Raw genomic sequence first — 15,401 nt, forward strand, 5'->3', positions numbered from 1 at the left:
TACTTCAATTGGCGAATGGCAATGCAACATTTCGGCACTCGAACGTGGCCCTGCTCGGCCTGACCGAGACCCTGGCCCCGAACGAAGTGACCTCGCAGGAATTCGACGAGCGCCTCGCCGATACGCTGTCATCCCTCAACCTGCCGCAGGGTCTGCTCCAACGAGTCGCCGGTGTGTACGCCCGCCGCAACTGGGATGAGCCCCACCAGTTCGCCGATGGTGCGATCACGGCCGGAAAGAAGGCCCTCGCCGAGGCGGGGGTCCCTCCCGACGCCATCGGACTGATGGTCAACACCTCCGTGACCCGCGAACACCTGGAACCGTCCGTGGCCGTCGGCGTCCACGCCGGCATCGGACTCGGCCCCCAGGCGATGAACTTCGACATCGCCAACGCCTGCCTCGGATTCGTCAACGGAATGACCCTGGCCGCGAACATGATCGACGCCGGGCAGATCGAATACGCCCTCATCGTCGCCGGCGAAGACGCCTCCCGTGTTCAGGAGGCGACGCTGCGTCGCCTCAACCGTCCGGACATCACCCGCGAGGAATACCTCAACGAATTCGCGTCTCTGACCCTGGGTTCCGGCGCTGCCGCCGCCGTCCTCGGCCCTGCCGACAAACATCCGGAGGGCCACCGCATCCTCGGCGGCATCACCCGTGCGGCCACCCAGCATCACGAACTGTGCGTCGGCGACCACAACGGAATGTTCACCGACACGAAGGGCCTGCTCTCCGGCGGCATGGAACTCGTCGTCGCCGCGTGGGAGGAAGCCCACGAGACCGGTTGGGACTGGCGGGAGATGGACCGCTACGTCATGCACCAGGTCTCCGATGTGCACACGAATTCGATCACGAAGGCCGCGAACCTCGATCCCGACCGGATCCCCGTGAGCTATCCGGAGCTGGGCAACGTCGGCCCCGCTTCCCTGCCCATCACCCTGTCCCGTGAGGCCGAGAACCTCAAACCCGGCGACCGCATCCTGTGCATGGGCGTCGGCTCCGGACTCAACACCGCCATGACCGAGATCGAGTGGTAGAGACTTCATGAGATTTCCTGCACGGCCGGCCACGACTCCCCCGCAGCTGCCCGAGTGGGACCCCGCCTGGTCCCGAATCGTCGAGGCGGAAACCTCCGATGGGACGCACGCGTTCCATGTGCTCGACACACTGCCCGCCCTGACCGCTGCCGGGGTGGAGCCGGCGGGCACGATCGTCGCCCTCCACGGCAACCCGACCTGGTCGTATCTGTGGCGCAGGCTGGCGCAGGCCACCATCGATGCCGCGCAGTCCGGCGGCCGCGCTTGGCGGCTCATCGCCCCCGACCAGCTCGAGATGGGCTTCTCCGAACGGCTCGCCCACTCCTCGATGCCGGCCCCGAAATCCGCAGAGGTCCGTCGCATCGCCGATCGCATCAGCGATTTCGATGCGGTCGTCTCAAACCTGTTCGCCGAGGTGGCCGCCACCGGATCCGCCACCCACCCGATCGTGACGATCGGTCACGACTGGGGCGGAGTCCTCTCCCTCGGCTGGGCCGCCAGGAACACCGAACTGGTGTCCGCGGCGATCAGCCTCAACACGGCCGTCCACCAGCCCGAGGACGCCCCGGTGCCCGCGCCGCTGCGCGCGACCCTGGCCGGGCCCATGCTGCCTGCGGCCACCGTTCTCACCGACGGTTTCCTGCGCGTCACCCTCGCTTTGGGTGACCTCGATGCCGAGATCAAGAACGCCTTCCACGCCCCGTACCGGAGGGCAGAGGACCGGTGGGCGATCGGCAACTTCGTCGCCGATATCCCCGTCGATGGCACTCATGCCTCCGATCCCGAACTCCAGCGCATCGGCCAGGACATCGCTGCCTTCGACAAGCCGGCCCTGCTCGTCTGGGGCCCGAAGGATCCGGTGTTCCTCGAACGCTATCTGCGCGACCTGCGCGAGCGCCTGCCGCAGGCCGATGTGCACCGATTCGAAACGGCCTCCCACCTCGTCAGCGAAGACCACGACGTGCCCGGTCTCGTCCTCGACTGGTTGAGCGCCCAGTTCGATGCGCCCACCACCGCGAACACCCCCACCGAGGCGGCCCCCGCGAAGGGATCGTCCGAGCGGAAGGGCACGGCCGCCTCGGCGACGGGATCGATCCCTGCCGCCGCCGGCTCAGCGTCCGAGGCTGATTTCCGCGCGGTGACGGCGATCCTCGATGCCCGCCGTGACGACGAGGCGATCGCCTCGGTCGACTTCGCGCAGAATCCGGCGCAGCAGATCACCTGGCGCCACCTGTGGCACGTCACCACGTCGATCGCGAACGGACTGCTCGACCTCGGCGTGAAGCCCGGGGACCGGGTGTCCATGCTTGTGCCTCCGGGCAACAATCTCACCGCCGCCCTCTATGCGTGCCTGAAGATCGGTGCGGTCGCCGTCGTCGCCGATGCCGGACTCGGCCCGAAGGGAATGACCAGGGCGATCACCTCGGCCGATCCGCAGTGGATCATCGGCGAACTGCCCGGACTCGCTCTGGCCCGCGCCTTCGGCTGGCCGGGACGACGCATCTCCGTGCGTCCGCTCGGACCTGTGCGCTCGCGGATGTTCAAGGCGGAGACGAGCCTGACCGAGCTCTCCCGCACCCCGCACCGGGCCGAGCTGCCGACCCCGGAACCGGATGCCGATGCGGCGATCCTCTTCACCTCCGGGTCGACGGGACCGGCGAAGGGCGTGCGCTATACGCATGCGGACATCTCCGCGCTGGCGGCCGTGCTGACCAGGACCTTCAACGTCACCGAAGGCACCGGGCTGGTGGCTGGATTCCCACCGTTCGCCCTGTTGGGACCGGCCATCGGGGCCACCTCGGTGACTCCGGACATGTCGGTGACGAAACCGAAGACGCTCACGGCCACAGCGATCGCCGATGCGATCATCGCCGGACGGGCCACCATGGTCTTCGCCTCCCCGGCCGCATACACGAATGTCGCCGCGACCGCCGGCGAGCTCGACAAGCAGCAGCGGGAAGCGTGCGCCGGGGTCGAACTCGTGCTCTCGGCGGGTGCGCCCGTGCCGCTGGAGCTCATGGATGCCATCGCCGAGGTGTTCCCGAACGCGTCCATCCACTCCCCCTATGGCATGACCGAGGGGCTCCTGCTTACCGACATCGACCGTGACGGCGTGGCCGCCGCCGATGCCACCGGTAGCCTCGGGGTCTGCGTGGGGCAGCCGATCGACGGCGTCGAACTCGCTCTGGCCCCCATCGATGAGTCGGGACGTTCGGCCGATGAGCTGCTCCAAGGTGCGGCCGCGCAGGGCCGCCTCGGCGAATTCGTCGTCAGTGCCGCCCATATCAAGTCCGGCTACGACAATCTGTGGCGCACCACTGCGGATTCGGCGCGTGATGATCTGCACGGTCTGGCCTGGCACCGCACGAACGACATCGGCCACATCGATGAGAACGGTCGTGTGTGGCTCGAGGGACGTCTGCAGCATGTCGTCACGACTCCGCGCGGGCCGGTCGGGCCCGGAGGCCTTGAAGCGCTCATCGACGCCGATGCGCAAGTCAGCCGCAGCTCGGTCGTCGGCATCGGTCCCGTCGGCACCCAGGCCCTTGTGGCCGTGCTCGATGCTGAGGGCACCTCGCTGTCTCCCGGTCTGGCGCCCTTGGACCTGACGGCGCGCCTGCGGGAGAAGGTCGCCGAGGCGGTCGGTCATGATCTGACCGCGGTGCTCGTGGCACCCGAGTTCCCCACCGACATCCGCCACAATTCGAAGATCGACCGCTCCCGCCTCGCCGCCTGGGCCGACAGCGTCCTGGCTGGTGGGCCGGTGCGGGGAAGCTTCTAGAGGCATCGCCGATATCTGCGCCACCCCCGAATCTGCGTCGTCCCCGTTCACGAGGAGCTGAAGTGAGAATCACCGTCACCGGAGCCTCCGGGCTGCTCGGTTCGTCCGTCGCGCGTGCGCTCGTCAACGCCGGTCACGAGGTCACCACTCTGCAGCGTCGCCCCTCAGGGGTCGACGGTGCCGTCGATGTCATCGGTTCGGTGACCGATGCGGCCGCCGTCGATCAGGCCGTCACCGGCGCCGAGGCGGTCGTTCATTTGGCCGCGAAGGTGTCCATGATGGGTGATCCCAAGGATTTCGAGGCCGTGAACATCGGCGGGACCTGCACACTCGTCGATGCGGCGCGGGCCGCCGGCGTGCAGCGTCTGGTCCATATCTCATCTCCTTCAGTGGCGCATACCGGTGAGTCGATCATCGGCGACGGTGCCGAACCGGCGTCTCCGGAGTCTGCGCGCGGCGAGTATGCGCGGACGAAGGGCGCCGGTGAGCGGATTGCTCTGGGCGCGGACTCGTCCGACTTCCGGGTGCTCGTCCTGCGTCCGCACCTCATGTGGGGTCCGGGTGATACCCAGCTCACTGAACGGGTCATCGACCGTGCCCGATCGGGACGGATGCCGGTGCTCGGTTCGGGAGCGGCGCTGGTCGACACCCTGTTCGTCGACAATGCGGTGGAGGCGATCGCCGCTGCGGTGACCGCGGTCGATTCCACCCATGGTGAGGCACTGGTGGTGACGAACGGTCAGCCTCGGCCGATCGGTGAGCTGATGTCACGCATCGCGATCGCCGGCGGTGCGGCGGAGCCGAAGCTGCGCATTCCGGTGGCACCGGCGCTGGCAGCAGGGTCTGTGGTCGAAAAGGTGTGGGAGTTCGGAGAGCATGACGACGAACCGCCGTTGACGAGGTTCCTCGCCGAACAGCTGTCGACCGCGCATTGGTTCGATCAGCGGCGGACGCAGGAAGTCCTCGGTTGGGCTCCCCGAGTCAGCATCGAAGAGGGGCTGGAGAAGTTGGCACAGCACTACCGGCCCTGATCAGCGCGGAGGGATCTGATGCTCGTCGAGCTGGATCGCCTTCGACGGGCACAGGTACTCTGCTGCCCGGACGGCCTCCCGCTGCGATTCGGGAGGTGACGTGTCGTTGAGCTTCGCAAATCCCTCATTCTCATCTGGGTTCGAAAAGACTTCGGGCGCGACGAATCCGCAATTGCCGGACGCAACGCACATGCTCGAATGCAGTGTGATCTTCATCGGTTCGCTCCTGAGTGGTGGATGCGGCACATCGGTTTGAGGATCAGGCATGGACGTCACCCTCGGTATCGTCGCACGAGCGGACAGGTGTAGGGATCCTGTCCTCTCACGCCGACCTGGCTGAGATAGGCGACAACCGTGGCCGCTGCCTCGGTCAGTGTCCTCTCCGTGTACGGGATGTCGTAGCGGGCGCAGCGCTCGCGGACGATCGTCTGCATCTTCGGGAGGCTGGTGCGCGGCGCGGCCGGGAACAGGTGATGTTCGATCTGGAACTGCAGACCGCCGAGGAAGAATCGTGCCACCGGCCCGTCCTTGATATTCCTGGACATGACCACCTGCCTGCGCAGGAAGTCGATGTGGATTCCCTTCTCGACGGTGGGCATCCCGATGTGGTTGAGGGCGAAGGCCCCACCGAGAAGGATCCCGAAGAAGCCGACCTGCACACCGAAGAACGCGCACGCCATGCCGAATGGCAGCACAACGAAGAGAAGCGAGAGATAGCCTCCATGCCGGACCGCGATCAGCACGATCTCGGTGATGCGGTGAGGCACATTCGGAGCCGAGAACAGGGTCTTCAGCGATGCGTAATGAAGGTTCGCTCCCTCCAAGAACAGCAGGGGGACGAAGAACGCGCCCTGGTGACTGGAGAGAAAGGCTCCTATCCCTCTGCGACGGCCCGCGGCGTTGGGGGTCATTGCAATGAGACTGGAGTCGATGTCGGGGTCGACACCCTCCTGATTCGGATAGGCGTGATGCGTGTTGTGTTTGGCCATCCACCAGCTGAAGCTCAGCCCCATGAACAATCCCGCGATGATGCGCGATGTCCACTCGTTCCATGCCCTGGAGGCGAAGATCTCACGATGCGCCGCTTCGTGGGAGAGGAAACCGAGCTGTGCCATAACCATCCCGATCAGACCGGCGGTGATCAGTTGGAACCAGCTGGTCCCGAAGACGATGACGGCGGCGAGCAGACCGGCCAAAACCACCAGCCAGGCAGCGATCCGACTGATATAGAAGGTTCGGTTTCGAGTCATCAGACCGGCATCATGGATGGTTTCGCTGAGTTGCCGATACGACTCGACGTATTTGGCGACCGCCATTGATTTCACCCCGCCCGAGAATGGTCGACGGGTTCACAGGCTGGAGCCATTGTCCAGTGCCGTTCTAAACCCTTTTCAACATCGTAGGTTCGCTGGTCGTAAACAGCAATGGACGAGTCTCATAGACAGACCACGCACAGCCAGGGGTCGTGCCTCACATAGATTTCCCCGCGGAACTCTTCGCTCTCAAACGTCGACACAACGACGGGATCTCGGCTTTCTCCGTCCCGTCATCAGAAGCGGTGCCCGGCGAGTCAGCTTCAGCAAGCTCATCCGCTGACTTACTGGGTTCCCCTGCCCGCAGGGCGACTTCGATGTCGTCGAGACTCACCCCGCGTCGGCGCGAGGGCTTCAGAGCCGGTACTGGTTGTTCTCCTCGGCTGAGGGACCTCTGCGTTCCGGTGCCGCAGCTTCCTCAGCTTGTTCATCGGCAGGCTCTTCTTCAGCCGAGTCTGCCGAATCCTCGGCCTCGTCCGGCATCTTGCCGGAGAGCGCGTCGGCCGACATTCCGGGTTCACCGGTCGGCGGCGCCTCGAGCGAGGAGCCACTGGCGGATTCGTCGAATTCCTCGGGGTCGAGCGTCGCCGGGTCTTCGGCGGGTCCTTCGAGTTCGGGGTCGGACGCCGAGGCGGACCCGCTGTCACTGACATCGTCCTTATTCAGCGACGGAGCCGCGGACATGTCGTCGTTCTTCGCATCGGTTGCACCGGCCTGCGGGGCGCTGGTGGGTAGAGAGGGGAACGACGGCGGCATCGGCGGAGGCGGGGGCAGTTCGGACGAATCCCCTGACTGCGCGGCAGGCTTTTCAGCGGGCCGAGCCGGTTCATCCTCGACAGCGGCTGTGCCGGCGGTTTCGGTGTCACCGACGCGGGTGCTTCCCGCTTCGGTGTCTGCGGCGCTGGCGTTGGCGGCTTCGGAGCCGCCGGACGGCGCGGAGGCTGATGGCTGCGCGGAAGTGACGGGTGCTGCCGACTGTGCGGGCTTCACCACCACTGTGGGCTTCGCAGAATCCGTGGGTCGTCCCTCTTCTTGCGGGGCCTCGCCGCTTTCGGTTCCGTCAGATTCCAGCGACGATTCCGTCTCGCTGTTCTGCTCATCTGCGTGCTCGGCCGCGTCGGCCTCAGACGCTTTCGACCCGGCGGTCGTCGCCTCGTTCGGCGCAACGGTCGCCGCACCGTCGGCAGCGGCGCTGGTCTCAGCAGACTCCTCGCCCTCGGTCGTCGCCGCGGCCCCAGCCGCGTCCGAGCCTTCAGCTGTCGCACTGCCAGCGGACTCGCTCGCAGTCGGAATCGCCTCGGTGGGTGTCGACTGAGCCGATGCACCCTCGGCGGAAGCCCCCTCGGTGGAAGCCTCCTCGGCTGACCCATCGGACGAGGCCGCCTCCGACGATTGGGCGGTCGACCCCGGCAGGGCACCGTCGATGCCTTCGAGGCTCACTCCCGCCTCGGCGGCGAGTCGGGCACGTCGTTCGGCACGGGCCTTCGCCCGCTCGTCTTCGCTCTTCTGCGCCTTCGCCTTTGCCTTCGCCGATTCGCCCTTCGGCTGGGTCGGGCGCACGGCCTCCCAGATGAGCAGGACGACGAGCATTGTCAGCCCGACGATGACGCCCATGAGGATCGAACCCCACGGTCGCGCCATCGCGAAGAAGTCGAAGATGGCGTTCAGACCGAACATGACGGCGAGGCCGAGGATCAGTGCAACCAGGAATCTCATATCCCCATTGTGCCCTCTCCTGGTCCGAGTGCAGGGAAATGGGTCCACTTTCGTGCCGGTGGCGATCCCCGAGGATGCGCCCCACCTCAGCGAATGACTGTGCCATGCGTCACAATGGGAGCATGAATACCACCATCGAGAACTCCGCTGAAAGCTACGACGACGTCGTGGCCCGCATCGCCGAGGACGCGCACGGCTTCTGGCTCGAGCAGGCCAAGAACCACATCGACTGGGTCACCGAACCGACGAAAGCCGTCGACGATTCGAATGCGCCGATCTATCGCTGGTTCCCCGACGGCGAGCTCAACGTCTGCTACAACGCGCTCGACCGACATGTCGCGAACGGCCGCGGCGACCAGGCCGCCATCATCTACGATTCGCCGGTCACAGACACCGTCCGTTCAATCACCTACGCCGAGCTTCTCGACGAGGTCTCCCGCTTCGCTCGGGCCCTGGCGGACAGAGGGGTGACCAAGGGCGATCGCGTCGTCATCTACATGCCGATGATCCCCGAGGCAGCCGTGGCCATGCTCGCGTGTGCCCGCCTCGGCGCGATCCACTCGGTCGTCTTCGGCGGCTTCGCGCCGAACGAGCTCGCCGTGCGCATCGACGACACCGCCCCGAAAGCCGTCATCTCCACTTCCTGCGGAGTCGAGAAGAGCCGAGTCCTCGAATACAAACCGATGCTCGATGAGGCCATCGAGATCGCTGAGAACAAACCGGACTTCACCGTCATCGTCCAGCGCGACGAACATCGCTGCGAACTCGACGAGAACGACCTCGACTACGCCGAACTGCTCGCCCAGACGCCCGAGGGCATCGACCCGGTGACCGTGAAGGCCACCGACGAGCTCTACGTCCTCTACACCTCGGGCACCACCGGCAAACCGAAGGGAATCGTCCGCGACTCCGGCGGATATGCGGTGGCCGGAGCCTTCTCGATGCCGACCGTCTTCGGCCTCCACCCGGGCGACACGATGTTCACCGCCTCCGACGTCGGGTGGGTCGTCGGGCACACGTACATCATCTACGCACCCCTGCTGGCCGGCGTCACCTCGGTGCTCTATGAGGGCAAACCCGTGGGCACACCCGATGCCGGAGCCTTCTTCCGCGCCATCGAGCAGCACAAGGTCAACGTCCACTTCACCGCCCCGACCGCCATGCGCGTGGTGCGCAAGGAGGACCCGAACGGCGAGCTGATGAAGAAGTACGATCTGTCGAGTCTGCGTGCGGAATTCCTCGCTGGCGAGCGCCTCGATCCCGACACATATGAGTGGACGACGAAGATCCTCGCCGAGGCGACCGGACGCGACGTCCCCGTCGTCGACAATTGGTGGCAGACGGAGACCGGCTGGCCGATCACGGCGAATCCGCTGGGACTGACCCGGTTCCCGCTCAAGGCGGGATCCTCGACGAAGCCGACTCCCGGCTTCCACGTCGAGGTCGTCGACCCCGGCGGTCAGCCAGTTCCGGCCGGGGAGGAAGGACTCATCGTCATCCGACTGCCGTTGCCTCCGGGCACCATGGCCACGGTGTGGGGTGACGACGAGCGGTTCATCTCCTCCTACCTCGCCGCCTTCGACGGCTATTACCTCACCGGCGATTCCGGCTATCTCGATGAGGATGGGTACGTCTTCGTCATGGGTCGCACCGACGATGTCATCAACGTCGCCGGCCACCGCCTGTCCACCGGCATCATCGAGGCGGTCGTCGCCTCCCACCCGGCCGTGGCCGAGGCCGCTGTCATCGGCGTCCACGATGACATGAAGGGACAGATCCCACGTGCGCTGGTCGTGCTCGGGGATTCCGCCGAGGCGGCCGACCCGGACACCGTCATCGACGAACTCGTGGCGCTCGTCCGCAAAGAGATCGGACCGGTCGCCGCATTCAAACGCGTCGACATCGTCGCGGGTCTGCCGAAGACCCGGTCGGGCAAGATCCTGCGCAAGACGATGCGGCAGATCGCCGATGGCGCCGACGACCCGGCAGTGCCGTCGACGATCGAGGATCGCAGCGTGCTCGATGACCTCGGGGCGGTGCTCTCCCGCAGCTGAGCGGTGAGCGGGCCGTGCTGCCGCATGATCGTTGCGCCGGCAGAAGTGCCGTGGATACGCCTGTGCACCGCGCGGGGAGTCTCGGCACACAGACGCAGACGCGATCCGGTGCGAACCGTGGAGGTTCGCACCGGATCGCGTCAATGTTTCACGGTGCCGTTCTGTTGATGGACAGCGCGGATGTGCGGGCCGGCATCGCGCTCTCGGGTGGTCGGGAGAGTGTCTTCGCACGACCCAACGGTCGGCCGCCGGCGGAGAGCACTCCACCGGCGGCGTCGCTTACGAGTTGCGTCCCTGTTCGAAGCCCGCGGCGAATCCGCGCTCGAAGGCCGCTTGGACCTCCTGTTCGCGGCTGCGGCGCTCATCGGCCCAGCCGAAGGGGTCGAATCCTCGTCGGCCCGGACCGAAGCCGGGACCGAAGTTCGGGCCGAATCCGCGCCGTCCGCGGCCTCCCCCGCGGCGGCGGTCGTGGTCGCCGTTCCCACCACGGGGTCCATGAGCCTCGTGACGGTCAGGGCCGCCTCGGTGATCGTCATGGTCGTGGGGGTGTTCGCGGTCGTGCGGTCCGTTATGGCGGGCCGAGTCGTCGCCGCAGCGATCGGGGCCGAAGTTGTCGACGATCTTCGACAGCGAGGCCTTGAGGTTCTCGAATTCTTCGGAGGTGAGCACCTCTTCGATGCGATCGCCGACTCCGTCGCGCATATCGCGGAAGCGCTGGCGCAGCTCTTCGGGATCGATGTTCTTCGATGGCCCCCATCCACCTCGGCCGCGCGGCGGACCGTAGGTCACAGGCTCTTCCGGGTAGGCGGAACCGTCGGCGACGACCTCATCGGAATCCCAGCGGCGACGTCCTCGCCGCATACGCCCGAAGTCGCGAGGGTCGAATCCGGAGTCGACCGCGGCCGAGCGGAATTCGCGACGCAGCACGTGGCTGAACTCGCGCAGCAGCTGCGGCAGATCGGTGTCGGTGTCATCGCCCTTGCCGTCGCCGGAATCGGCACCGTTCACGGGCTCAGTGCGTGCGGCCGAATCATTCTCCGCCGCATCGGTCCTGTCCGCTTCGCCCGGCTGTTCGCGATCGGAGCCGAGGCTCGAGGCGCTGCCGGCGACGGTGTTCTCGTCGGTGTTCGGCGAGTCCGTCCGGCCATCGGCACCTGCTGCGCCGGCTCCTCCGGTCGGGGTGGTGAAGTCGTCGTTGTCATCGTTGAAGTCTTTGTTTTCAGTCATGTCATCTCCTTAGTTGTCATCTGACATGTACATGCAGAATGACATGCAATTCGATTGCATGTCAAGTGGCATGTAAAATCAAATCATGAGCACGAACGATGACATTCAGGCGATCGCCGAGGCGCTCACCCGCCTGCAGTGGCGGCGCGGGCCCGGCGGACCGCGCGGATTCGGCCCCTTCGGCGGGTTCGGTGAGCACGGCGGCCCTGGCGAGCGCGGCGGCTTCGGTGAACGCGGTGGATTCGGAGACCGTGGTGGATTCGGTGGCGGTCGGAACTCAGACGATTTCCCCTTCGGCGGCAGGCGTCATCCCGGTGGGCCGTTCGCCGCACACGGCCGTGGGCGTGCACTCATCCGTCTGCTCGTCTCACTCGTCCAGGCGGGCACGGCGCTGGGAGTCAGCGCACTCGGCGATGCGATCGGCGTCGATCAGCCGCGTGCCTCCAGGCTCGTGTCCCAAGGCGTCGAGCTCGGCCTCCTGCGTCGCGAGGCAGACCCGGATGATGCCCGGCGAACCCTCATCGCGCTGACGGACAAGGGCCGCGCGATCACCAACAGATTCCGCGGCGCCCAGCGTGACAACGTCGATCAGGCATTGAGCACATTCACCGAGGACGAACGGGCACAGTTGGCATCGCTGCTCACGCGCCTCGCCGACGCCTGGCCGAAATGAGTGCCTCTATCCGTCTGTTCCGACCGGACTGCTGTCCCGGCGGGACGGCCACTCGGATGCGGTAAGCAGTCAGGCCTCGGCCGCGGCTGTCTGCCAGGCGCCTGATCTCAGCCTTCGGCGAGCTGCTTGAGTCTCTTGAGCGAGGCGAGCAGATTCGCCGCGGTCGTCGACTGCGCCCGCGACAGACGCTTCGGATCGCGCAGCTCGGTCCAGTCATAGGTGTGACGAACCAGGACCGAGTCGTCCCCGGTCGATTCGATCTCCCACACCCACTTCTGACCGAACGGCTCTCCACCCACTTCGGAGGGCTTCCAGGCGATGAGCCTGCCCTCGGCGAAGTCGACGATGTGGTTCTCCCGGTCCACGCCCTTGGTCAGAGTCGTGACGAACGAGCCCCCGGTCCCCTGCACTCGCTGGCCCTCGACGGCCGAGCCGAGGTTGTCGTTGCCGTCCCATTCCGGCTGTCGCTGCGGGTCGGCGATGAGTTCGAAGACCGTCTCGGCGGGAGCTGAGATCTCGATCTCGGCGGTGACGACCTTGAGGACCGGGTCGATCGAATCGAAGACGGAAGCTTCGGGGGTCTGGTCGGTCATGGAGTCCTGCCTTCGTGTGTGGTTCAGACTCGGCGTCGAGCTGAAGTGCGGAGTGCGGAGTGGATCGGACACGGTCAGAATACACGGACCCGCCGTCCCGGGCCCCGCGGGCGGGAACCCGCCGCCCCGTTCCTCGCGGGTGGGAGCCCGCCGCGTCAGTCCTCGAGGGCGCGGTCCTGTCGTTCGGCACGCAGGGCTGCGGTGCTGAAGCGGGTGAACATCCGGGAGGAGTCGCTCGACAGCGCCAGCAGCACCGCCACCTGCATGGCGATGGTCGTCAGCGCATACATGTTCGTCGCCAGGTCGCGGTCTCCGGTGAAGTAGTTCGTCATCGACACGATCACGGAGATCGTCGAGAGCGTGAGGATCCACAGCCTGGCCCGGTTGCTGCCGCGGAACACCGACGTCGAGGCGATGACCTGCAGACAACCGATGAGGATGCTGACGCCGACGAGGACTCCCGCGACGATGCGCGTGGCCGTGTCATCGCTGATGGCCGCGATGTCCGAGCTGTAGCCGACGACTTCGGAGCGCAGTCCGTTCCAATCGAGGAGCATACTGGTCACGTCCCACGCTTGGAAGAGCAGCAGGACGAGCACGAGGGCGGCCCCGACGACGGTCTGCAGCGGGCGCTGTCGCCACAGGGTCTTCGTCACTTCGGACACGCTGCGTGAATCGGAGTAGATGCGGGTGGCGTCGAGCGCCAGCTCCAGGCGTTCGGGATGGTCGGCTTCGTCGGCGACCACCTCGGTGACGTCCACGATCGGCAGGTGCCCGTCGGTGATGATCGCATCGCCGCCGCCGTTGCGGGAGTGGTATCCGGTGGAGAAGTCCTTGATCCGATCGACCGCGATCACTTCATTGGCACGGGTGACTGTATCGACGATGTGGTCTCGTTCGACGTCGGTGTTCTCTTCGATCTTGTGGGTGAACTGGAGGGTGAACAGGGAGATGCCGACGGCTTTGTCATAGGTTCCGGCGGCCAGCCAATCGGCCTGATGTCCGCCGGGCAGCAGCCATCCGCGCGGGCATTTCCAGAACCGCACATGGTGGCGCTGGCCCGGATCTCCATCGACTTCCTGCTGGTAGGCGAAGTCCTGACGGCGGCCGAACAGCAGCAGCGGGGACACCGGCGCCTGCGGGTAGCTGCGCTTCGTCACCGTCGACCGGATGATCTCCCACGTCGATGCGGGAGTGATGCTGTCGGCGAGGATCCATCCGGCTTCGCGCATCGCATGGTGGATCTGCGCTTCCTCACCACGCCAGGCGAGATTGACCGGATCGCCGAGCAGACCGTCAGAGGTGCGTGTGCGGCCGATGAAGTAGTTCGGCACATAGATCTGGGACAGGATGCGGTGCAGCCTGGGCAGAGCCAGATAGGACACGACTCCCCAGAACACGAGCAGCGTGAGCACCTGCCACCAGCCGAGGCTGAATCCCTTGAGCAGGATGAGCAGCGCCAGCCAAGTCGAGGCCGCACCGGCGAACAGGAAGAACAGGTAGTCGAGCACTCCGGTGGGCGTGAAGTGGTGTCGCCGATAGACGAACGGCTGCCGCAGCCGCCGCTTCTGCCCGACCGCCGCACCGGCCGCATCCGTTCCGTCCGTCGTCCCGCCCGTTGTCATGAGGGCCAGTTTAGTGATTCGTGCTCAGCCACCGGAATGAGGAAGACCCGACATCCCTTCACCGAGGCGGTCGGAACGCGGATTCCCACCGCCCCCTCACAGAGGCCGCCCGACCGAAATCGGTCAGGTTCGCTCTTTGTCCGATGTCTGCTCCCGTCGGCGTCGGTCGAGTGCGGCGAGTGCGGTGGCTGCGAGCTCCGGGCTGTCGTCGTCGCTGAGCTCGGCAATGAGGTCACTGCTGCGGTCGCCGGAGATCTCGAGGAGGACTTGGAGCACCCGGAACCGTATCTGGGGATCGTGCGAGTCCGCTTGTCGATGCAGTTCGGTGAGTACCCGTTCGCCGATGTCGGCAGTCGGTCCGGTCGCGTCGACGATGGTGCCGAGGGTCTCGGCCGCCTCGATGTCCTTCGGTCCGTTCATCGCCATGTCGAGCAGCACGGGCACAGCTTTCTCGTCACCTGAGCGGCCGAGGGTGAGCGCGGCGATGCTGCGGATATCAGAGTCGACATCGTCGAGTCCCTTGTCCAGTGCCTGACGGATCATCGATATCGAGCGTGAGTCGAGTTTCTCGTCCGGTGTGGTTCTGCGGATCTCGTCGAGGGCGAGCAGGGCATTGCGACGCACTTGGGCCGATGCGTCGTCCATTCCGACCACCACATGGGGCACGGCCTCGGCACCGGCTTGGGCGAGCGCCCACCGCATGGCCCCGGCCGCGTTGAGCACGGTCTCCTGCAGGACCGCCTGCGCCAAGGCCTCGATCGGCATTCCTCCGTCGACTCCGCTGCCGAGTGCGGCTTTGTGCCGTTGGATGACATCGCCGGATTCGAGAGAGCGCATGAGATCGATGGTGTACAGGAGAGACTCGCCGTCGGCTCGACCGAGCCGAGCGACGGACTGGAGGTGGTCGAGCAGACGCTGCTCGGCCGCGATCCGCTCACGTGCCTGGTCGATGAGGTCCCCGAGCACTGTGCCGGGGTCGAAGTCCGGCTCGGACAGCACCCGACCGACTTCGGTCAGAGACATCCCGAGTTTGCGCAGACCTTCGATGTGGAAGATGCGCCCGATGTCGGCGTCGGAGTACTCCCGGTAGCCGCCGGGCGTCCGCTGGCTGGGCGAGACGAGGCCCAATGATTCGTAGTGGCGCAGCATGCGTGCGCTCACACCGGAGCGCCGGGCCACTTCGCCGATGAGCATTGCCACCTCTTCTCTGCTGTCAGCCACTCTATGCCGCAATAGTGGCGCTCCGGGTGCATTGTTCCGAAGTTCTTCGATGCCTGGGACCTTTCGGACGTCGTTCAACGGTCGCAGGCGAATTTCGCACAGGTGCTGGAACCGCAAACTGAAGGAAGG

12 protein-coding genes are annotated in these 15,401 nt (G+C 66.0%); 5 read left to right on the top strand and 7 right to left on the bottom strand.

Annotated elements, in window-relative coordinates; genetic code table 11:
* Nucleotides 1-8: 8 nt before the first annotated feature.
* The 3 genes from ACOZ9V_RS17440 to ACOZ9V_RS17450 all read left to right on the top strand — a co-directional run bounded on the left by ACOZ9V_RS17440 (nt 9) and on the right by ACOZ9V_RS17450 (nt 4,850).
* Nucleotides 9-1,037: a 3-oxoacyl-ACP synthase III gene (locus ACOZ9V_RS17440; RefSeq protein WP_181271498.1), complete on the top strand. Its 1,029-nt coding sequence runs from the start codon at nt 9-11 to the stop codon at nt 1,035-1,037.
* Between the two features lie 7 nt (nt 1,038-1,044).
* Nucleotides 1,045-3,819, top strand: coding sequence for an alpha/beta fold hydrolase (locus ACOZ9V_RS17445; RefSeq protein WP_434592135.1), 2,775 nt, complete (start codon nt 1,045-1,047; stop codon nt 3,817-3,819).
* 62 nt (nt 3,820-3,881) lie between these two features.
* Nucleotides 3,882-4,850 (top strand): NAD-dependent epimerase/dehydratase family protein, encoded by a 969-nt coding sequence (locus ACOZ9V_RS17450; protein ID WP_434592138.1) that lies wholly within the window; start codon nt 3,882-3,884, stop codon nt 4,848-4,850.
* Here the strand turns inward: ACOZ9V_RS17450 and ACOZ9V_RS17455 are convergent, their stop codons facing one another.
* From ACOZ9V_RS17455 to ACOZ9V_RS17465, 3 genes are all read right to left on the bottom strand, one after another.
* Nucleotides 4,851-5,066 (bottom strand): ferredoxin, encoded by a 216-nt coding sequence (locus ACOZ9V_RS17455; protein ID WP_167854476.1) that lies wholly within the window; start codon nt 5,064-5,066, stop codon nt 4,851-4,853. It lies immediately after the preceding gene.
* A 56-nt stretch (nt 5,067-5,122) separates the two neighbouring features.
* Nucleotides 5,123-6,166, bottom strand: a complete 1,044-nt coding sequence (locus tag ACOZ9V_RS17460) for a fatty acid desaturase family protein (protein WP_139469024.1) — start codon at nt 6,164-6,166, stop codon at nt 5,123-5,125.
* Between the two features lie 351 nt (nt 6,167-6,517).
* A complete protein-coding gene (locus ACOZ9V_RS17465) occupies nt 6,518-7,879 on the bottom strand; it encodes a hypothetical protein (protein WP_434592143.1) in 1,362 nt (453 codons plus the stop codon).
* 122 nt (nt 7,880-8,001) lie between these two features.
* Here ACOZ9V_RS17465 and ACOZ9V_RS17470 point away from each other — a divergent pair, with 122 nt between their 5' ends.
* On the top strand, nt 8,002-9,933 hold the full coding sequence (locus tag ACOZ9V_RS17470) for an acetate--CoA ligase (RefSeq protein ID WP_434592146.1): 1,932 nt from the start codon (nt 8,002-8,004) through the stop codon (nt 9,931-9,933).
* Between the two features lie 279 nt (nt 9,934-10,212).
* Here the strand turns inward: ACOZ9V_RS17470 and ACOZ9V_RS17475 are convergent, their stop codons facing one another.
* Entirely contained in the window at nt 10,213-11,160 is a 948-nt protein-coding gene (locus ACOZ9V_RS17475) for a hypothetical protein (protein ID WP_434592149.1), read from the bottom strand.
* An 85-nt stretch (nt 11,161-11,245) separates the two neighbouring features.
* Between ACOZ9V_RS17475 and ACOZ9V_RS17480 the strand changes: the two genes are divergently transcribed.
* On the top strand, nt 11,246-11,833 hold the full coding sequence (locus ACOZ9V_RS17480) for a MarR family winged helix-turn-helix transcriptional regulator (RefSeq protein WP_216657060.1): 588 nt from the start codon (nt 11,246-11,248) through the stop codon (nt 11,831-11,833).
* A 107-nt stretch (nt 11,834-11,940) separates the two neighbouring features.
* On the opposite strand, the gene ACOZ9V_RS17485 is transcribed toward ACOZ9V_RS17480, so the two are convergent.
* The 3 genes from ACOZ9V_RS17485 to ACOZ9V_RS17495 form a co-directional block, all read right to left on the bottom strand.
* Nucleotides 11,941-12,426 (bottom strand): SRPBCC family protein, encoded by a 486-nt coding sequence (locus ACOZ9V_RS17485; protein ID WP_434592152.1) that lies wholly within the window; start codon nt 12,424-12,426, stop codon nt 11,941-11,943.
* Between the two features lie 155 nt (nt 12,427-12,581).
* Nucleotides 12,582-14,051, bottom strand: coding sequence for an LssY C-terminal domain-containing protein (locus tag ACOZ9V_RS17490; RefSeq protein WP_434592155.1), 1,470 nt, complete (start codon nt 14,049-14,051; stop codon nt 12,582-12,584).
* A gap of 123 nt (nt 14,052-14,174) precedes the next feature.
* The gene (locus ACOZ9V_RS17495) at nt 14,175-15,272 is read right to left on the bottom strand and encodes a MerR family transcriptional regulator (RefSeq protein WP_434592158.1); all 1,098 of its coding nucleotides are present in this window, start codon (nt 15,270-15,272) and stop codon (nt 14,175-14,177) included.
* Nucleotides 15,273-15,401: the final 129 nt, after the last annotated feature.

The organism is Brevibacterium sp. 1718, from assembly GCF_051131255.1.
In the GTDB taxonomy this organism is placed as follows: domain Bacteria; phylum Actinomycetota; class Actinomycetes; order Actinomycetales; family Brevibacteriaceae; genus Brevibacterium; species Brevibacterium sediminis.